Origin of the sequence: Lysinibacillus sp. FSL K6-0102 (genome assembly GCF_038003545.1) — a bacterium.
Lineage (GTDB): Bacteria > Bacillota > Bacilli > Bacillales_A > Planococcaceae > Lysinibacillus > Lysinibacillus capsici.
Genome location: NZ_JBBOPH010000001.1, coordinates 1,558,401 through 1,577,587, shown reverse-complemented (window position 1 = coordinate 1,577,587; position 19,187 = coordinate 1,558,401). Strand labels below are relative to the sequence as shown.

Annotated in this window: 21 protein-coding genes and 1 pseudogene; 1 reads left to right on the top strand and 21 read right to left on the bottom strand. The window is 34.6% G+C overall.

Annotated elements, in window-relative coordinates; translation table 11 throughout:
- Positions 1-37 precede the first annotated feature (37 nt).
- The 10 genes from NYE73_RS07800 to prsW all read right to left on the bottom strand — a co-directional run bounded on the left by NYE73_RS07800 (position 38) and on the right by prsW (position 9,709).
- On the bottom strand, positions 38-820 hold the full coding sequence (locus tag NYE73_RS07800) for a hypothetical protein (RefSeq protein ID WP_054550706.1): 783 nt from the start codon (positions 818-820) through the stop codon (positions 38-40).
- A gap of 22 nt (positions 821-842) precedes the next feature.
- Positions 843-1,055 (bottom strand): DUF2768 domain-containing protein, encoded by a 213-nt coding sequence (locus NYE73_RS07795; protein WP_004232605.1) that lies wholly within the window; start codon positions 1,053-1,055, stop codon positions 843-845.
- Between the two features lie 223 nt (positions 1,056-1,278).
- The gene (locus NYE73_RS07790; protein ID WP_016993349.1) at positions 1,279-2,295 is read right to left on the bottom strand and encodes an NAD(P)H-dependent glycerol-3-phosphate dehydrogenase; all 1,017 of its coding nucleotides are present in this window, start codon (positions 2,293-2,295) and stop codon (positions 1,279-1,281) included.
- Between the two features lie 110 nt (positions 2,296-2,405).
- On the bottom strand, positions 2,406-3,716 hold the full coding sequence (gene der, locus NYE73_RS07785; RefSeq protein WP_004232601.1) for a ribosome biogenesis GTPase Der: 1,311 nt from the start codon (positions 3,714-3,716) through the stop codon (positions 2,406-2,408).
- A gap of 323 nt (positions 3,717-4,039) precedes the next feature.
- Positions 4,040-5,176, bottom strand: a complete 1,137-nt coding sequence (gene rpsA, locus NYE73_RS07780; RefSeq protein ID WP_048389803.1) for a 30S ribosomal protein S1 — start codon at positions 5,174-5,176, stop codon at positions 4,040-4,042.
- A gap of 102 nt (positions 5,177-5,278) precedes the next feature.
- Positions 5,279-5,953, bottom strand: coding sequence for a (d)CMP kinase (cmk, locus tag NYE73_RS07775; RefSeq protein ID WP_048389802.1), 675 nt, complete (start codon positions 5,951-5,953; stop codon positions 5,279-5,281).
- A 95-nt stretch (positions 5,954-6,048) separates the two neighbouring features.
- Positions 6,049-6,708, bottom strand: coding sequence for a flagellar brake protein (locus NYE73_RS07770; RefSeq protein WP_054550705.1), 660 nt, complete (start codon positions 6,706-6,708; stop codon positions 6,049-6,051).
- Between the two features lie 114 nt (positions 6,709-6,822).
- Positions 6,823-8,106 (bottom strand): PepSY1/2 domain-containing protein, encoded by a 1,284-nt coding sequence (locus tag NYE73_RS07765; protein WP_048389800.1) that lies wholly within the window; start codon positions 8,104-8,106, stop codon positions 6,823-6,825.
- Positions 8,107-8,121: 15 nt separating this feature from the next.
- Positions 8,122-8,937 carry a spore cortex-lytic enzyme gene (sleB, locus tag NYE73_RS07760; protein ID WP_048389795.1) on the bottom strand — a complete coding sequence of 272 codons (816 nt, stop codon included), beginning with the start codon at positions 8,935-8,937 and terminating at the stop codon, positions 8,122-8,124.
- Between the two features lie 97 nt (positions 8,938-9,034).
- A complete protein-coding gene (gene prsW, locus NYE73_RS07755; RefSeq protein ID WP_004232588.1) occupies positions 9,035-9,709 on the bottom strand; it encodes a glutamic-type intramembrane protease PrsW in 675 nt (224 codons plus the stop codon).
- Between the two features lie 84 nt (positions 9,710-9,793).
- Here prsW and NYE73_RS07750 point away from each other — a divergent pair.
- A pseudogene (locus NYE73_RS07750) lies at positions 9,794-10,294 on the top strand (asparaginase); the annotation flags it as partial.
- 90 nt (positions 10,295-10,384) lie between these two features.
- Here NYE73_RS07750 and NYE73_RS07745 read toward each other — a convergent pair.
- The 11 genes from NYE73_RS07745 to nrdF all read right to left on the bottom strand — a co-directional run bounded on the left by NYE73_RS07745 (position 10,385) and on the right by nrdF (position 19,154).
- Positions 10,385-11,881 (bottom strand): recombinase family protein, encoded by a 1,497-nt coding sequence (locus NYE73_RS07745; protein ID WP_340815417.1) that lies wholly within the window; start codon positions 11,879-11,881, stop codon positions 10,385-10,387.
- Between the two features lie 11 nt (positions 11,882-11,892).
- Positions 11,893-12,324, bottom strand: a complete 432-nt coding sequence (locus tag NYE73_RS07740) for a hypothetical protein (protein ID WP_340815416.1) — start codon at positions 12,322-12,324, stop codon at positions 11,893-11,895.
- Between the two features lie 87 nt (positions 12,325-12,411).
- Positions 12,412-12,573: a hypothetical protein gene (locus tag NYE73_RS07735; protein ID WP_340815415.1), complete on the bottom strand. Its 162-nt coding sequence runs from the start codon at positions 12,571-12,573 to the stop codon at positions 12,412-12,414.
- The gene (locus NYE73_RS07730) at positions 12,573-13,091 is read right to left on the bottom strand and encodes a dihydrofolate reductase (RefSeq protein WP_340815413.1); all 519 of its coding nucleotides are present in this window, start codon (positions 13,089-13,091) and stop codon (positions 12,573-12,575) included. Before NYE73_RS07730 ends, NYE73_RS07735 begins: the two co-directional genes overlap by 1 nt.
- 146 nt (positions 13,092-13,237) lie before the next feature.
- Positions 13,238-14,134, bottom strand: coding sequence for a thymidylate synthase (gene thyA, locus NYE73_RS07725; RefSeq protein ID WP_340815412.1), 897 nt, complete (start codon positions 14,132-14,134; stop codon positions 13,238-13,240).
- A gap of 64 nt (positions 14,135-14,198) precedes the next feature.
- Positions 14,199-14,504 (bottom strand): hypothetical protein, encoded by a 306-nt coding sequence (locus NYE73_RS07720; RefSeq protein ID WP_340815411.1) that lies wholly within the window; start codon positions 14,502-14,504, stop codon positions 14,199-14,201.
- Positions 14,505-14,547: 43 nt separating this feature from the next.
- A complete protein-coding gene (locus NYE73_RS07715) occupies positions 14,548-14,892 on the bottom strand; it encodes a hypothetical protein (protein ID WP_340815410.1) in 345 nt (114 codons plus the stop codon).
- Positions 14,893-14,939: 47 nt separating this feature from the next.
- The gene (locus tag NYE73_RS07710; protein ID WP_340815408.1) at positions 14,940-15,098 is read right to left on the bottom strand and encodes a hypothetical protein; all 159 of its coding nucleotides are present in this window, start codon (positions 15,096-15,098) and stop codon (positions 14,940-14,942) included.
- 75 nt (positions 15,099-15,173) lie between these two features.
- A complete protein-coding gene (locus tag NYE73_RS07705; protein ID WP_340815406.1) occupies positions 15,174-16,523 on the bottom strand; it encodes an RNA-guided endonuclease InsQ/TnpB family protein in 1,350 nt (449 codons plus the stop codon).
- 1,141 nt (positions 16,524-17,664) lie between these two features.
- Positions 17,665-18,165: a hypothetical protein gene (locus tag NYE73_RS07700; protein WP_340815405.1), complete on the bottom strand. Its 501-nt coding sequence runs from the start codon at positions 18,163-18,165 to the stop codon at positions 17,665-17,667.
- 17 nt (positions 18,166-18,182) lie between these two features.
- Positions 18,183-19,154: a class 1b ribonucleoside-diphosphate reductase subunit beta gene (gene nrdF / locus NYE73_RS07695; protein ID WP_340815781.1), complete on the bottom strand. Its 972-nt coding sequence runs from the start codon at positions 19,152-19,154 to the stop codon at positions 18,183-18,185.
- Positions 19,155-19,187 lie beyond the last annotated feature (33 nt).

Here is a 19,187-nt window from a genome sequence, read left to right as displayed (position 1 = left end):
ATGAAAAAGCCCCTCACAAATGTAAGGAGCTTGTTTGCTATTTCTCTTTTTTCTCGGCGGCTTCTGCCTCTTGTTTTTGTAATTCTTTCGCTTTTTTGACATCCGCATTATACGTTTTCATATCATAGATAGGCTCTCCATTCTCGTCCACTGTATATGGAATAGAATAGGCAGGCACCACTGGAAATTTGTCGACAAGCAGTTGGCGAATATCATCACCTGGCTTTACATTCGGCTTATCCTCTTTTAAAAGCTGGCCTAAATCCACAGCATAGTCTACATGTAATTCACCATCACCAGTCATGAAAAGCGGTAACTCGACGCCAGAATAGGGACTTTTTACAGTTACCTCTGTTTTATAACCCAAATCTTTATAGTTGATCTGATAAACATTATCTGAAATTGACCCTTTTATTGGTAAATACTGTGTAGATAGTTTACGAATACCTATTTCACGTATACGCTCTGCCGCATTTAAATCTACTAATTTGACCGATGCCTCATTTTCAGGGTCCCAAATGATATATTGATATATACCACCTTTTTCATAGGCATTTCCAGGAATTGTCGTCAAATACTTCGGCATAAGTTTTTCAAAATCGATTAAATATTTGATATAGATATCCGTATCTAGCTCGCTATTTTTAATTGGTACTAGTCCACCTGTTGCTTCACGGTATTCATCCACAGCACGTTGAACTGCCGCTAGTTGATCGACATCAGGCGTGACCTTAGCCCTTTTTTCTTCTTCTGGGTATGCACATCCTACTAACAGTATGGCGGTTGCAAATACCAACAGCAAAGCACTTAGTTTTTTCATGTTACTGACACCTCATTATTATTTATGCTGGCCAAGTGGCAACTACAAGTACCATTAAAAATGTGCCAAGTCCAAACAGTATGTATGCACATAAATTTACGACTGTTCGTAAAAATACATTTGAAATCTTATTTCGCGCTAAATAAATTAAGCCGACTGATATAATCATAAATGCGATGCAATAAAACGACACCCACATTACATCAAGCGCAGGCATATGAGCTAACGGGCCCATTTCAAAAAACCACCTTTCTTTGAATGTCAAGACACAATCAAAGTATATTATACTATGTGCTTTTGCTAAAAAGAAATAGTTGTCCCATAACTATCAAGAAATGGACAACTCTTTTAGCATGTATTTCTATTCAACTAGTGGCACACAATAAGGCGTCTCAACAGATTCGTTGAGACACCTTATTTATGTCCATTTAATGACAAGTCTAATCAAAAAATTAATATTAATGCTTCATATCGTCTATTTCTCGTTTTTTCATACGCATCATTAAGGCATCTACTGCCACTTTCGGTTCAACATCATTAAATAGCACACTATAGAGCTCTGTGGAAATCGGCATGGCGACATCATATTTCTCTGCTAATTGATAGGCTGCCTTCGTGGTACGGACACCTTCTACGACCATGCCCATTTGATCCAGCACTTCTTGTAGCTTCATACCTTGCCCTAACATATTACCTGCACGCCAGTTTCGCGAGTGGACACTTGTACAGGTTACAATTAAGTCCCCCATACCTGTAAGCCCTGAGAACGTAAATGGATTACCACCCATTTTTACACCTAACCGTGAAATTTCTGCAAGACCTCGCGTAATAAGTGCCGCTTTTGCATTGTCTCCATAATTTAAGCCATCAGTAATACCTGCCGCTAAAGCGATAACGTTTTTCAACGCTCCTCCTATTTCTACACCAATGATATCCTCATTTGTATAGACGCGGAAGAACTGATTCATAAATAAATCCTGTACCTTTTCAGCAGCATCAATATTAGCACAAGCTGCAGTAACCGTTGTAGGATGATGCAGTACCACTTCTTCTGCATGACTTGGCCCAGAAAGAACAACAATTTCTTCCACATACATTGCTGGTAAGCTTTCTGCTAAAATCTCAGATATTCGTTTTAATGAGTCAGGCTCAATTCCTTTCGAAACATGGACAAACAACACTTTTTTTGTTAATTCAGCCGTTAGTTTCTCGCATACTTCACGAATCGCTTTTGTTGGAACAGCCACAACAATGGTTTCTGCATGAGTAGCTACCTGCGCCATATCACTCGTTGCATGTAAATTTACAGGTAGAATGGTTTCTGGTAAATATTTTTTATTCGTATGCAGTTGATTGATTTCTTCTGCCTGCTCAGCTCTATGTGTCCATACAAGCGTATCATGTCCATTTTCCGCTAGTACCATTGCCAGTGCAGTACCCCATGAGCCTGCCCCTAACACACAAACTTTTTCCATAACAAAATCCTCCCTTTGTTGGGTTGTCTATTAAGTAAGTTCTTTCTTGTAAAAAGACGCCACCCAACAATAATGTCGGGTTGGCGTATTGTATGTCTATAGCTATTGCCTTAAGCACGCGCACGTGTAATTAAACGAATTGGCGTCCCTTCAAAGTCAAATGTTTCGCGGATGCGATTTTCTAAGAAGCGTTCATATGAGAAATGCATAAGCTCTGGTTCATTCACAAAAATAACGAATGTTGGTGGCTTAATCGCTACCTGAGTAGCATAGTAAATACGTAAACGACGACCTTTATCTGTCGGTGCTGGATTACGAGCCACTGAGTCCTCAATCACTTCATTTAAAATAGAGGACTGAATACGCATCGCATGATTCTCGCTGACACGTTGGATAATCGGTAAAATTTGATGCACACGCTGTTTTGTATTCGCCGATACAAAAATAATTGGGGCATAATCTAAAAATAGGAAATGCTCACGAATTTGCTGTGTAAAGACATTCATTGTTTTTTCATCTTTTTCAATGGCATCCCATTTATTCACAACAATGATCACAGCTTTTCCAGCCTCATGTGCATAGCCAGCGATTTTTTTATCTTGCTCCTGAATACCTTCTTCTGCATTCAGCACTACTAAAACAACGTCTGAGCGTTCAATAGCACGTAGCGCACGTAACACAGAATATTTCTCGGTTGTTTCATAGATCTTTCCTTTTTTACGCATACCCGCCGTATCAATAATGACATATTCCTGTCCATCATATGCATAAGGCGTATCAATCGCATCACGTGTTGTCCCTGCAATATTACTAACAATAACACGTTCCTGCCCTAGGAAAGCATTCACTAAAGAGGATTTCCCAACATTCGGGCGACCAATTAAAGAGAATTTAATGACATCATCACCGTATTGTTCTTCATCTTCTTTCGGGAAATGTTTCGCACATTCGTCCAATAAATCCCCTAAACCTAAACCGTGGGAACCTGAAATAGGCCAAGGTTCACCGAAGCCAAGTGCATAAAAATCATAAATCATTTCACGCATATCAGGATTATCAATTTTATTGACCGCTAATACGACTGGTTTTTTTGTTTTGTATAGAATTTTAGCAACTTGCTCATCTGCTGCCGTTACCCCTTCACGACCATTTGTCATGAAAATAATAACGTCTGCTTCATCAATAGCGATTTCAGCTTGTTGACGAATTTGTTCTAAAAACGGCTCGTCTCCAATTTCAATGCCACCTGTATCAATAATATTAAAATCGTGTGTTAACCACTCTGCCGAACTATAAATACGGTCACGTGTTACGCCTGGGATATCCTCCACAATCGAAACACGTTCTCCAACGATACGATTAAAAATCGTCGACTTACCTACGTTCGGACGACCTACGATGGCTACTACTGGTTTCGTCATCTGTACTTCATCCTTCCAACTTCTTGTCTTTCGCTATTATACACGAAAAATGCCATTATATCATATCATATCCATAATGTAGAACGCTATGTATGGTGATAAAAGGTGTTACCTCATTTTTTTAAGCGCTCTATCAGATGTTATAAAGGTTCTATCGCCTTTTTAATTCCTATCCTTTATTTTGAGAATCTTATCCGCTACTTTTAGAGTTTTATCCTTCAATTCAAAGATTTTATCCACTCTTCAATCGCTATTCTTCACTTTCAAAATCCTATCAACCATAAAAATAGCGAGGATACATTTATGCATCCTCGCTTTATACATTATTTAAAGTTTTTTAGTTTATCGCCAATCACATCACCGAATGAGAAGCCTGTATTCTCTTCAGGTAATTCATAGTCGATTACTTCTTCTGCTTCAGGATTTTCTAATAATTCTTTAATGCTAAGGGCTAGACGGCCTTCGTCAGCGTTGACATCAAGAACCTTTACCTGTACTTCTTGTCCCTCTTTTAGTGCTTCATGAGGCGTGTTAATGTGCTTATGCGCAATTTGCGATATATGCACTAAACCTTCAACGCCTGGGAATACTTCCACAAATGCGCCAAATGAAGTAAGTCGCTTCACTCTACCGTCTAAAATAGTGCCTTTAGCGGCACGTTCTTCAATATTAGACCATGGTCCAGGAATTGTTTCCTTAATAGATAAAGAAATACGTTCATTTTCTGGGTCCACTGATAGAACTTTTACTTTTACATCTTGTCCTTCAGCTAAAACCTCACTCACATCACTCACATGCTCATGTGATACTTGCGAGATGTGTACAAGACCATCAATACCACCTAGGTCGATAAATGCACCAAATGACGCGAGACGCTGTACTTTACCATCCAATACATCGCCAGCTTTTATTTGATTAATCACATTTTTCTTTTGTGAAGCTTTCTCTGCTTCAACCACTGCTCGGTGAGATAAAATAAGGCGATTCTTATCCTTATCAAGCTCAACAATTTTAAAGCTTAATGTTTGCCCTTTATAGCCTTCAAAATCATCAACAAAATAGTCCTCTACAAGCGATGCTGGTACAAAGCCACGTACACCTAAATCTACGACAAGACCACCTTTAACAATATCCTTTACTTCCGCTTCAAAGATTTCCTCAGCGGCAAATTGCTGCTCCAGTGTATCCCATGCTTTTAGAGCATCCACTTTACGTTTTGATAGGACAAAGTTTTCTTCTTCAACCTTTGTAATCATCAATTCTAATTCATCTCCAACTGAGATGACATCAGACGCTTTCTCAATGTGTAAGCTTGATAATTCACTAATCGGTACAATACCATCAAACGGAGCACCTGGAATTGATACAGATACTGCCTTTTCATCAACTTGCGCGGCAATGCCTTTGACGATATCACCCTCGTTAAACGTTTGTTCTGCATAGTTCATTTCTTCAGACATATGTAACCCTCCTTCGCATCTTCCCTTACTATTTTATTCGATATTGAAGACAAAGACAAAAATAAATCCTTTAAATTCTAAAAATGTCTGAAATTTTAGGATTTATAGCATTTTTTCTTCTGCTAATTTTAAAATAGCTTGTGCTGCATCATCAATGGACAATGCTGTTGTATCTAAAAAAATCGCATCTTCAGCTTGAATCAGTGGCGATGCTTCACGCTCACTATCCTTTTTATCACGTAGCGCTATTTCTTCCTGAAGTTTTTCAAGAGAGGACTCAATTCCTCTTTTTTGATTATCAATCAAGCGTCGTCTAGCACGCTCCTCTACTGTTGCAGACATGAAAACCTTTAGTTCTGCATCCTTTAAGACATGTGTAGCAATATCGCGGCCATCCATGACAACACCGCCATTAGCTGCAAGTTTTTGCTGTTGAGCAACTAATAGCTCACGAACCTTCGCATGGGCAGCTACTTGTGAGACTGATGAAGTGACCTCATTAGAGCGTATTTCCGCTGACACATTGTGACCATCTAAAAAAACAAGCTGTCCCTGAGGTGATGGTTTTAATTCAATTGTGCTTACTTCAAGCATCTCTGCTAATTTTGCTTCATCATCTAAATGTATGTTTTGTTGCATCGCTTTATACGTAACTGCTCGATACATTGCCCCTGTGTCAATGTAAGTAAAGCCAAGTGCTTCAGCAACAATTTTCGCGATTGTACTTTTGCCAGCACCAGCAGGCCCGTCTATCGCAATTTGAATGTTTTTCTTCATATTCTTCCCTACTTTCTGCACCTCTTATTGTATCATATAACCTCAAAAAAGCCCTCTACTAGGAGAGGGCTTCATCAAAATATTCATAAAGGATTTTAAACATTAAAAGGGTTCATTTCTTTACGACGATTGACTAATTGACGTTCAAAGCAAAAACGGACAATATGCTGTTGATCGACATCATCTGTATCTGTTAGTTGGATTGTTGCAATGCGTTTATCCTCTTTTTCAAAAATACGTACGATCAGCGCTTCCGTAATGACATACTTGACATCTCCATTAGCAAATGGCAATACAATGGTTAGTTTTACTTCATCACCCTCAGTGAAAGCTACTTGACCTTTCAACATGACTGCTAGGCCTCCTGCACTAATATCCACAGTCACAAGCTGATATTTATAATCTTTCAACTGAATAGCAACGTCTACTTGTGTCTCCACACGAACGTATTCTCGTCGCTGAATTTTTATAAACTCCTCTGGTGTTGGACAATGCAACATAATCATTGGGATATTACCTGCTTTACGGCCAACTACCTCTGTATTAAAGGCAAAGGATTGTTTATCCTCGGTACGAAAAGTTGCTCTAAATTCTGAGCCATCTATTAAAAATGCCGTTTTCTTTGTTGCCATATTAACCGGATAATCAATATATAGAATATTATCTTTTTGCTCTACAACTTTACAGCGGAATTTCTCCAAACGCTCTGTATAAGTTGGTTCAAGTTGTAATTGTGTACCAATTTTTATTTCCATGAGCATCTCCCCGTGCGAAAAATATAGTTTAATTATCTCATGAGAAGCTTATTTTGGCTATAAAAATTGGTAGTATTTTCATGTCAAGTTGATACAGAGCGGAAGCATCATTGATTAAGTTAGATATTCCACTTTTAATACATTATGGTTTTCCGCATCAATAACAATTCTAAATGTTTCCTGCGTATTACCATCACGCAATGCTATGACCTCATAGCAAAGACGTTGCTCAAATTGTCCATTATCTGTGTAGATATTTTTTACCTCTTGTACTTGGATATCGTCTTGGAAGAACGTTTTCCAATCAATCGGCTTAGCTGTTTGCTTTTTAATATTTTCTTCTTGAATATATTCCATTGCATTTGCACCTAACAGCTCACCTGTATCTTTCGCCACTTTCAATTGAACACCATCAGCGTAGATTAACGCATTATCTCCTGGATGGACACGAGCAAATGTCACATGCCAAGCTTGATGATTTTCTCGTGATTCCACATAGGCTACATCTTTCATGCCTAATTTCTTCACATATTCCTGCGCTTTTTTCATGATTTCCTCTTGTGATAACTTGGCTTCATCCACAGGACGTTCTACTAAATAGGATAATAAATGTCCACCCTTTTCTGTTAAATCAACATAGCCTAATCGAATCCCTTGGTGGAATTGGATATGATAAAAAGGATATGGTGCTGTATCACTACTTTTTGTAACTGTAAATGTAGCATCTTTAATGACTGGGAATAAGTACTTCACTTTCTCTAGTGCTTCTTTTTCGGTAATAACTGCATCCTGTAATGCCTTTAACTCAATTTTTTTCTGCCAATCAGATTCAGATAAAGTTAACGGGAAATCCTTTTCGCCGTAGCCCTTTAATGTATCTTTTACAGTATCAAATTGGCTATTTGGATTTTTATTATCTACTTGCTGTAGCCAAACATCCATTTTCCCATCATGCTTATAGAAATCGACGGTTGCAGCTGTCCATTCATCGGAAAGAGATTGTAAATTCGTTGAAACCTGGGGCATTTTTTCACGCCAAGCTTCATAATCCCCTGTTTTCGCTGTCCTTTTTGCTTCATCGCCAAGTCGCCCTAGATAGTTCATCCATTCACTTGATAGTTCTTGTCCTATTGGAATATTCGCAATTGAAGAACGAACTTCTGAGCTTAAACGCCAAACCGAATCTAGTTCATTGTGAATCGCCTGCTCGTCTTGAAACAACAGGGATTGTGAAACTGAGCGTTGAAGATGGGAAAGTTTTTCAGATGCATCCGTTAACTTATCTGTATATTGTGCAAGCACGGTACGTTGTAAATCTTCTTTATCTCCATGTAAATCAATGCTGTATGCCCCTAACCCAATAACGGCAATCGTTAAGACCACGAGCCAAGTTTTCATCTAGGTTCCTCCTTTCTATGAACAGAAAATATGCTCTCCAATTTGTTTAATTTGTGGACGTGACCAAATCCATTTGCTCGTTGCAGTTTTTGGATTGAAATAATACAATGCATTTTCAGAAGGGTCCCAGCCGTTCATGGCATCAATAACCGCTTCTTTCGCTCGCTCATTTGGCTCAAGCCAAATTTGCCCATCTGCAACGGCCGTAAATGCTAACGGTTGGAAAATGATACCTGAAATAGTATTCGGGAAATCTGGGCTTTCCAAACGATTTAAAATAACTGCGGCAACCGCTACTTGTCCTTCATATGGTTCTCCCCTTGCCTCTCCATATACCGCATTCGCCATTAGCTGTAAATCACGCTCTGTATATTTGGGAGGAACTTGTGTCTGTGTTCCATTATTATTACTACTTCCACTACTATTGCTACTGCCACCACTAGTATTCTTTTTCACTTGCTGATCAAGTGGCTGCCCACCATAATAAGTAAATTGATTTCCTGCATTTAATTGAGCTTTCACCCATTTTTCGTCATAATCTGAATTGCCCGTTAACGCTTTCTTTGTCTTAGCGCCTGCAATTCCGTCTACTGGTAACCCATAATTTTCTTGGAAATTACGTAAAGCCCAGTATGTGTTGTAGCCAAATTTGCCATCAATTTTACTCTTATAAAAACCTAAGTATTGTAGCCTCGCTTGCAATTCAACGACATCATCTCCATAGGCACCCCGAGTAATTTGCTGATCGCTAAATGCATTCGCATCATTTTGAGGAATCGCAATTATACTAATTCCTAATATTAAAGCAAAAAGTATGCTTACTAAACGCACTTTTATCACTCCTTTTTTTATAGCTTGAAACAAAAGGAGTAATTTATACATGATAAAAATGAAATAAAGCGTAGAAATCTTTGACGATTTCTACGCTTTATATTTTCTTTTGCATATGAAGATGCTGCACCAGATGATAATGTGCAAGCTTCACTTTACGCAAGCCAAACCACCATAAAAACAACATAAAAGGAATCATTAAATAAACCCAGTGACCTTTGAATGATAATATTGTATTGTATAGAATGTGAAGTACGACTGGTGCACAAAGCGCCATAGCAATCATCTCTTTTGTCTTAACAAGTTTCGAAAACTTAGCCCGTCCATAATAATAGCCCATTACGACACCGAACAAAGCATGACTCGATACTGGTAATAAGGCTCGCATAAATGCCGTGTCTAAGCCAAATGAAAGTAAATAAAGAACATTTTCAATCGTAGCAAAGCCAAGTGAAATGCTTGCCCCGTACAATATACCATCGTAAGGGTCATCAAATTCTATATGATTATAGATGGCAATTAATAGCACAAACCATTTAAAAAATTCTTCAATGACACTTGAAAATAGTACGTCTTGAAGATAAAGATATCGAAAAACCCCTTCCTCTGTTAATACATACTGTAAAAACATGATTGGGAACGTTAAAAATGCGCCGTATAAAAACGTTTGTAGTAAAGTTCTTCTTGGCTCCGTAGCCATCTGATTGCGCAAATAGAAATAACTAAAAAGCGCTAGACCGGGAGCAATGGCAGCAGATAATAAAATGATCATGATGCCGGCTCCTTTCAACAATAGACTGCTATTATTATACCATGTAATGACAAAAAAACTTTTTAAAAGGAGATTTATTTTTTTATGAAAAAAACAATTTTATTAATTCATACTGGCGGCACAATCTCCATGGCGATGAGTGCTGAAGGAGCGGTCATGCCTAATAAGGAAAATCCTCTAATGAAGGAAAGTAATAAACTGGCTTCACTAGCAAGCATTATCGAAATAGAAGCTTTTAACCTCCCTTCTCCACATATTACACCGAAAGAGATGCTTTTATTGCGTAACTTGATTTTGGAACAAATTGACGCACAGCCAATTGACGGTGTGGTCATCACACACGGTACGGATACATTGGAAGAAACCGCCTATTTCTTAGAGCTAACTACGAACTTAGCCATTCCGATTGTGCTAACAGGAGCAATGCGTTCATCTAACGAACTTGGAGCAGATGGGATTTATAATTTAGTAGAGGCAGTCCGAGTAGCTGTTGATGAAGAAGCACGTGATAAAGGTGTGCTTGTTGTGATGAATGATGAGGTTCATCTTGCTGTAAATACAACAAAAACAAGCACATTGAATGTTTTATTGTATTGTTCTTAATTACACAATATGTCCTTTATTTTCATATGTATTTTATTACATCATACAGTATCTATTTTACAGTCTATCCCCTTAAAGAAAATTTACCGTTATCTCTATTTCATCCCATTCGGTTCGCTTCCATATTATTTCTGATATAATATTTTTAATGTAAGTATTTTGCTTGGCTTTATCGTTTTCATCACTACTTTTTTTCATGCGATCAATAAATTCATCTAGTCTTTTAATTCTGTCAGTGTTAGTCATATTAGAAAATGATTCAAACTTTTCTCTTTTCTTCCTAACAATATTTTCTAATTCATATATTTTCTCTTCTCTTTCTTTGATTTTTGATTTAGCTTTATCCGAAGAATATCTACCTTCTTCAAACCACAACTCAATATTCTCAATCGCTTTATATTGAGTATCTAATTTAGCATCTAACTTTTCTATCTCTTTAAGTAACATTGTCTTTTCTTTATCTTTTAATTGGTCATTTTCTATATCCTTTAAAGCTCCTTTTATTGTGGTAGCAGATTTAAAAATCGAATTCATTACTATTTCAGCCCTACCACCTTTACATTGTTTACACTTAGAACAGTTCGATATTTCATCTCTACCATCATGACTCGCCTTTCTTATTGTTAGAGTTGAATTACAATTGTAACATTTTACCACACCTGATAATACATTAACATTATTCTTTCTTGTATGAGTATTATTTTCTTTTATTGCCTTTAAAATTCTTTCATGTTCTTCCTGAGTTTTTATTGCTGGATGTGCATTATACACAGTTTTCCATTCGCTTTTAGGCACATACTCAAATTTCTTTTTTATAGTAGATTTTGATTTCCGATTACCTTTTGTTTTGTTGTAAACAATATGTCCAAGAGTAACTTCTGCTTTTAATTGTTGTAATATTGTTGCACCAGTCCACAATGTATTTTTAGGGGATGGTATCTGTTGTTTATTTAATGACCATGCAATATCATTACTAGACATATTCTCATCCAAATACATATCGTAAATCATTCTTAAAACTTTAACCTGTTCCTCATTTATCTCTAATTTCTTAGTTTTTCTATTGTAATCATATCCATAAGGTGGGGATGAAAAAACCCATCTTCCCATCTCTACTGCCATTTTTCTACCATGTGTCAACTTTTTGTTAATATTCTTATAATCACGCCTTGCCATAAATTGTTTAAAAGCCAACATTTCTTCAGAAGCCTCATCCTCCATGTTGTAAATAGTGAATGGAGTAGTCTCTATAATCAACGTACTACTGTTTAAAAATACATTTGTAATTATGTCTTGATCTGTTCCACTACCTCTACCAAGTCTGTCGTAATAAGTTACAACTACTGCATCATACAATCCTATTCCAACATCATCTAATAGTTCACACATTATTGGTCTAGCCTCAATAGAATCACCAGAACCTATTTCTTTGTAGATAGTATAGCTCCAACCATATTTTTCACACACTTGAATAGAACTACGTTCATGTTTTATTAAATCTTCCGTTTCTTCCCCCCTAGAACGTCTTAGATAAATTGCTACATTTTTTACATCTTTTAATTCTTTCAATCTTCATACACCTACTGTCCTTTATAGATAATTTTTACCGAAAAAATATTATCATCGTTAATTGATATAGCTTGTGGGTTCCAAAACAAGTCTTTTTGAATCCTACATATTTTATATTTGTTGGCTTGTGAAATTATAGACTGTATACTTCTTTCTTTTTCTAGTTTCTTTTTCACTCCTATTGCACCTTCATGTGGATACACTTCTGATAATATTTTCAAATCCTCATCCGTCCATAAGTCTTGACGTTGTATTATCTTGTTTTGTTCACGAGATTCCTTTGCTACTAAAGGATCTTTCTTTAACCCTAATCTTTTAGCTCTCCTTAATATTTGAGTATTTGTATAATGAGGAAATATCTCAGCCAATTGATTGGCTGTCTTATATTTATAAACTTTTTTCAACAAATCACTCTCTTCTTGAGACCATCTGATACGACTCAAACTCATCACTCCTAAATATCAATATCACATAAAGATATAATAGCAAAAAACACTGACGCAATACAACATCAGTGCTAGTTACTAATCCTAATCACAGCTCATATAAGATTCAATTTCTAACAATCTTTCTACAGGTAAAGATTTTAAATACTTTAATAAAGCATCGTGGAATATCTTATCTATTTCTTCGTTTGGAATAATGCAACTTGCATACTCATTTTTGTTTTCTTCTGTGATTAATTTCTTCATCAAATATCATCCTTTCTCTCATAATTAATAAACTCAAATTTCAATCCATTCTCTTCATGCTCTTCACTATGTACTATTTTGAATTGTTGCTTTACATGCTCATATGGGAAATGTCGATCACCTACTTTATCATCGTGTATGTAAGTAATAAAAACTTTATCACTGTGTGGTAATGCTTGTTTAAACAACTCTTGTCCACCACAAATCCATAAATCCTTATCTTGACTTCCGCTATGTAAATAATGATTCAGTACTTTATCAAATGATGATTCTACAATTACACCTTTTGGTACTACTAGCTTCTTATCTGACGTTAAAACTACATTAATCCTTTTTGACAATGGTTTATCTAATTCTAAAAATGTATTCTTCCCCATTAAACAAATATTTGGATGACCATTATTACTCTGTGTTAATTGCTTGAATCGTTCTAAATCTTTCTTAATTCTGTACTGTAATTTTCCTTTCACTCCTATAGAGTGTGTTTCATTAATTGCTGCAATGATATTAATCGACATTTATTCCTCCTGCTTAAAATTGACTACTATATACTTAAATTGTAAAATATAGTTGTGGCTAAACCGCATCTTCCTTAAGACTGATGAAGTCACTTCCATAGTTCTTTTTTTTAGTGAGTGCTTAATTTGCATTCACTCTTTTTTGTTTAAAAAGCCTGCGGTGCTTTAATAGTTGGATGTGGATTGTAATTTAACAATTCGATATCATCAAAATCAATCTCTCCAATATCTCTAAATTGTTTAACACGTTTGCTCAGTTTTAATATAGGTAATTCTTTAGGTTCACGTTTAGTTTGTTCTTTCAATGCATCTAAATGAGTAGAGTAGATGTGGGTGTCTCCCAATTGACCAATTAATCTTCCAACTTTTAAACCTGTCATTTCAGAGACGATATGAGTAATTAATGAATAACTAGCAACATTAAAGCTCCAACCATGAAAAACATCTGAACTTCTCATTTGGAATAAACAATCAAGATGTCCATCTCTTACATAGAATTGAAATGCATCATGACATGGCGGTAATGTTTGAGTATGAGCAACAGATGGGTTAGCTGAATACACCTTTAATCTACGACTATCTGGATTAACTTTAATTTCATTAATAACATTCATTAATTGATCAGTACCATCGTTATTAAAATCACGCCAAATACTACCGTAAATTTTCCCTAAATCATAACCGTTTACTTTTGCATCTTCACGAAATTCATCTAATGTAAAGGTAGGAGTGTGAGAATGCTCATTCATTTCTTTTAAATATTTCTTATACGCATCACGAGTCCAAATATCTACATTCTTATCAAGTAAAAATTTCAAATCTGTAATGCCTTTTAAGAACATAATTGTCTCAGCTACTACACCTTTCCAATATACTCGTTTAGTTGTTAATAGTGGGAATCCGTCCTGTAAATCAATTTCGATTTGATTACCAAATGAACTAACTGTTCCTGTACCAGTTCTATCTCCTTTAACTACACCTTCTTCTAACACTTTAAAGACTAAATCCTTATATACTAAGTCAACATGTTTACCCAATGACATTCTCCTTTATGTAAAAGTAATGAGAGCAGAAATTAATCCACCCTCATATAAAATTATGTATTTTTTATTTATTAAAAAGTTTCTTCAGTGCCTTTTTGAACTTACCCTTTTTCTTAGGTGTTTCTTTAAATGTTTCACTTACAGCTTCAACTACCTCAACTTTTTCTTCTTCATTACTTACTACATCTTCTGGAGCATTTACTGGTGCTTCAACTTTCTTATCAAATTTCACAAATTTATTATTAAATCGTTCTAAACCCGAACCATAGAAATCTTCAGAAGAAATTACCCCATTTCCATTGTATTGTGGTACAAAAGATACTCCGTTTTGCTTTGCTTCTAATTTACGCTCTTTTCGTGATTTCTTCATTAAATCAATCTCCTCTTCAATTATGTAATTGTTTAGTTAAATTTTAACCTTTTTTACTTAGCTCTTCTCTACTTACAACAGAAGTAATGGGTGCATTTGGGCTAGTTGTTCCACCTAATCTTTGTCCATTTACTTCATTGTAAGCTTTATCTATTACTACATACTCAAAAATAAACTCATTAACGTTTTCATATTTCTTTAAAAATTTACTCATGTCCATAATTTTCAGAAACTGTTTCTTTGCTTTTTTCATTTGTTTTAGATTAACAAATGCATCTTTCTCATAACAAAAAGGATAAGAAACAGCCATTCTAAACTCACTTTCCACTGGTTCTTCATTGATTATAGGCTTTAGAGTAACGTAAATATCTGTGTAATACTTTCTCATATCAACTCTCCTAAATAATATTTTAATTTTATGTAATTATATATATATTAAATAATATTATCTTCCTGAACAACAACATTAACTCCAACTTTTACCCATTTACCATCTTCAGAAATCTTCACATATCGTAATTCTGAATCTCTACTAAATCCTAAACGCTCTAAAAAACAGCTCTTTATGCATATGTGATTCTTTATTTTTAACATTACTCATTTGTAAATTCTCCTTTCGTTATTTATTAACCTTGTATTTTATATATTAAACGTATTTCTACGTGTATTTTATTCTGCTATGTATTTCAATGCATGTTGATTCGCTTTCTTTTGTACTTCCAATTGTTCTTTAATAATTTGTTCTATATCTTTCATTGCAATATTTCTAGCAGCATTTACATCTGCATTAGCTTTATGATTGCAGTTTTGACAATGAAATGTTTCTTGATTAAGTCTCCATTTATCCTTATTACTTTTTTTATGTATATAACCGCATTTATTACAACGTGCAGATGTATGTGATGGATCAATTTCTACAACCTTAATTCCAACTTGTTCAGCTTTATAGGTAATGTATTGTTTAAGTTGATAAAAAGTCCATGTTTTAAGAAATGTATTTTCTTCAGCAATACCTGTTAAATTTTCAAGTTGAATAGTTCCACAACCCATTTTTACAGCTTCATCAATAATAAATTTTGACCAATTATGATTCTTAGTTTGTTTGAAATTTGCAATTTTACCACTAATTTTATCTAAAGCTTTAGTGCGAGTTTTAATACCACGACCTACACTTCCATCTCCAGCCCATTTACGTGATTGTTGAATACGTCTCTTGCGAGCAATTACTTGATTCTCAAAGTCTCTAATTTCTTTACCATCTCCTACGAATTGGCGATAATATTTATCGTGAGATACTGCCAATGTTGCAGGAACATTTATACCTACATCTATTCCCATAATTTTGTTTTCATCTAATATTTCTCTATTTGGTGTAAAAGTATAAGCTACAAGTAAATAAAACTTATTTTTAGTTTTTCCAATTTTACTATCTGACAACTTGTATTCTCCACTGATTAATCTATCTAAAATTATATTTGAACCATTACCTGTACGCAGCTCAACATCAATCTGACCATTCTTTAATTCTCTTTCTTTAACACCTTCTCGTGATAATAGCGCTAGTTTACATGTATACTTCTTACTAGAAACTCTAGTTAGATATGTAATTTGTTTTGCTCTAATTGGAAAACTACCATCACGTTTATACCTAGCGATTGAAATTTCACCTTTCATGATTTGAGGCATGTCATTTTTAAATTTATCACACGCCTCTTTTACTGCCGATTCTCTAGTCATAGAGTATACACTTTTCGCATGATCTTTTTTTAATATTGCATTAATATCTCCTGAAATCCATACTTGACCTGTTAATTCTTTTGAATTCGGGTATGTTCCAAATCTTTCATTATATGAATATGAAAAGTTTTGCCAGTCATATGCTAATGTTGTTGCTTTGTTTTTAAGTCGATACACTTCGTATTGGATGTCGCTTAATAAGTTATATAATTCTTTATCATACTTAATTTCGCATCTCATTGTTTTAGTCATAGTTTTTTGTTTAGTTTCTTTTTTAACCATTTATTAATTACCTACCTTTTAATTTTTATTTTGTGCGAGTAACACAGAAATTTCATGTTAACTTATAATTCGCACTTTTAGATCTTATAATTATTCAATCTCTTACATACTCATATGAATTGTTACTTCAGCGGAAAAGCAAACATGAACATCGAGAATCTCTCTATTTACATACTCATATGAATTGTTGCTGCGAAAATTATGTATATCTAATCATTTTTTTCTGTGTATGTAAATTTATCGAGTGTCAAAGGTATATTTAAAATTAGTTTTCTATGTATTTGATGACCAAGACTTCTCGATATAGTGCAGGAGAGTCTGCACAGGTAGTTTTTTGTTTTCTTGTTTATGAATGTAGGTTATGACGGTTACTACTATATGATTGATGTCTCTTTCGTTGACTCTCTACTCACGTACACATGTAAGTTGTACAGCGAAATTTATTCACTTGTGATTATTTTATATTTACCGAGTGTAATGGATTTTAAATTTCTTATGTATTTTTAATTCTTATCATCATATACCCACACTTCTCGTCCAATTAATTATTTAATGGATACTGGTATACTAGCGGAGAGTCGCTAGAAGTAGTAAGAGTAAGTATTAATTGCTTACTCTTATAATTATACTTTTTTTGATTATAATTCTTATTTAGTAATTGTTCAGTTAAGTATCACATCTTTCAAGTTATTTTGTTGTCTGTATAATGTAGATTGTTACCAATCCGTTAAATAATTTTGATTTTTAAGCATTACTTCCTTCTCACACGTACTATGTAGATTGTTACTGCGAATTTTTCGTATGAGATTACCGAGTGTAAAATCGTTATTTTCGAACGTTTATATGTATTTTCTAACTTAATATGTATCCGATTCACTTCTCACCATTATTCGCTTAATGGACTGGTATTACGTAGGAAAGTCTACGTTATCAATAGAGCAAGTATTAATTTCTATTGACGTTAGTATGGTATTTGCGGTAAGGAGATATATTACATCAATACCTTACCGCAAAATTATGTATTTATTAATTTAATAATAACATAAGTATATTAAATAACAAGTGGTTTTATGTATTTATTTTCTTAAATTTATAACTTTTTAAAGATTAAATAATATCCATGATTTATTTAAATTGATTATCACTTGCCACTACTACCTAAAGCACCTGTACCTCGTTCAGACGGAATGTTTAATAATTCATCATATGAAATTACTTCTACTTCAACCTCTGGTACAATTTCAACTGCCATTTGACAAACTGCTTTACTAATGGGATATTTAACTTCATCTTCAGTTTCTACTTTATCAGTAACTAATTTTGAAATTACAATATTTTTATTAGTTGTATTTTGTAGTTTTAAGAAAACTTCACCACGATACCCACTATCAACTTGTCCACATCGAGGCACTAAACCAATTGATCCTGTTGAACCACGTTCACGCTTAAAATCTAAACGATATTTATAACTTACTGCTGTTGCAATTCCTGTATCAAATCCAACAATTTCGTGCGGTTTAATTGTTACTTCATCCTCATTAAGCAATACATAGATGTCATAACACCCATCTTCTTTTCGTTTAGTTGGGATAATTGCTTCCTCTTTAACTTTTGCAAAATATAATGTGTCAATTAAATTCATAATAAAGATTTCTCCTTTTAATTTAAGTTTGAAAAGTCAAATGTGTCGTCATTAATTGGTTCTACCTTAGCTTTAGCATATGTAGCACCCTTTTGTGAAAAGAAGTCATAGGTACTACCTTCGTTGCGAATACCATTCATTACAATAGGATTAACTTCTTCATCTGGGAACATAGTATCTAATCCAAGATTCATTAAGGCTTTGTTTGCATTGTATCTTACATAAGCTTTAACATCAGGACTTAATCCTGTTTCAGCATAAATATCATCAGTGTATTTCATTTCATTTTGATATAAGTCTAGTAACAATTCATATCCCCATATTTTTAATTCGTCCTGCGTTTCTTTGCTAAATTTATTAAAAATGTTTTGAGCAAAGAATCCTACTGCTACACCATGAATGGATTCGTCACGCAATATCAAACTTACTACCTCTGCTGAGTTACGAAGAATACCTTGTCCACCTAAGTAAAGTGGATAAAAGAATCCAGAGTAGAATAGGAAACTTTCTAGCATTACTGATGCGAACAACGCTTTCCATAAGCTTTCTTTATTTCCTTCTTCGATAGCATTATAAATATCTCCGATTTTATTTGCCTTGTACTGTAGAAACTCATTCTTTTTTACCCACTCAAATAACTCATCAATTTCTTCATTAGTACATAAAGTTGTAAAAATATAGGAATAGGACTTAGCGTGAATTGCTTCAAAAGCGCCAAACATACTTGTTACAGCTTTTTCTTGAAAGTCTGGAATATAACGAGTTATCTCGTTCATCCCAATATTTGTTTGAACTGTATCTAATAATGTCAAACCACCAAATACTTTTTTATAGGTTTCTTGATGCTCAAAACCTTTCCATTGTTTAATATCTTTAGAAACAGCAATTTCTTCTGGAAACCATATCTGTCTCCATTGCTGATCCCAAAATATTTGTGCTAATTCTGAAGATGGTCTATTCCAGTTAACTGCTGAATACTGTTTACTAATTGTCACTATTCAATCGTCCTTTCTTTTTCAATC

Coding starts and splice junctions, on each gene's coding strand:
- NYE73_RS07800 (WP_054550706.1), bottom strand. CDS start 820: ATGAAAAAACTAAGTGCTTTGCTGTTGGTATTTGCAACCGCCATACTG.
- NYE73_RS07795 (WP_004232605.1), bottom strand. CDS start 1,055: ATGGGCCCGTTAGCTCATATGCCTGCGCTTGATGTAATGTGGGTGTCG.
- NYE73_RS07790 (WP_016993349.1), bottom strand. CDS start 2,295: ATGGAAAAAGTTTGTGTGTTAGGGGCAGGCTCATGGGGTACTGCACTG.
- der (WP_004232601.1), bottom strand. CDS start 3,716: ATGACGAAACCAGTAGTAGCCATCGTAGGTCGTCCGAACGTAGGTAAG.
- rpsA (WP_048389803.1), bottom strand. CDS start 5,176: ATGTCTGAAGAAATGAACTATGCAGAACAAACGTTTAACGAGGGTGAT.
- cmk (WP_048389802.1), bottom strand. CDS start 5,953: ATGAAGAAAAACATTCAAATTGCGATAGACGGGCCTGCTGGTGCTGGC.
- NYE73_RS07770 (WP_054550705.1), bottom strand. CDS start 6,708: ATGGAAATAAAAATTGGTACACAATTACAACTTGAACCAACTTATACA.
- NYE73_RS07765 (WP_048389800.1), bottom strand. CDS start 8,106: ATGAAAACTTGGCTCGTGGTCTTAACGATTGCCGTTATTGGGTTAGGG.
- prsW (WP_004232588.1), bottom strand. CDS start 9,709: ATGATCATTTTATTATCTGCTGCCATTGCTCCCGGTCTAGCGCTTTTT.
- NYE73_RS07735 (WP_340815415.1), bottom strand. CDS start 12,573: ATGAAGAAATTAATCACAGAAGAAAACAAAAATGAGTATGCAAGTTGC.
- NYE73_RS07730 (WP_340815413.1), bottom strand. CDS start 13,091: ATGTCGATTAATATCATTGCAGCAATTAATGAAACACACTCTATAGGA.
- thyA (WP_340815412.1), bottom strand. CDS start 14,134: ATGTCATTGGGTAAACATGTTGACTTAGTATATAAGGATTTAGTCTTT.
- NYE73_RS07720 (WP_340815411.1), bottom strand. CDS start 14,504: ATGAAGAAATCACGAAAAGAGCGTAAATTAGAAGCAAAGCAAAACGGA.
- NYE73_RS07715 (WP_340815410.1), bottom strand. CDS start 14,892: ATGAGAAAGTATTACACAGATATTTACGTTACTCTAAAGCCTATAATC.
- NYE73_RS07710 (WP_340815408.1), bottom strand. CDS start 15,098: ATGTTAAAAATAAAGAATCACATATGCATAAAGAGCTGTTTTTTAGAG.
- NYE73_RS07705 (WP_340815406.1), bottom strand. CDS start 16,523: ATGGTTAAAAAAGAAACTAAACAAAAAACTATGACTAAAACAATGAGA.
- NYE73_RS07700 (WP_340815405.1), bottom strand. CDS start 18,165: ATGAATTTAATTGACACATTATATTTTGCAAAAGTTAAAGAGGAAGCA.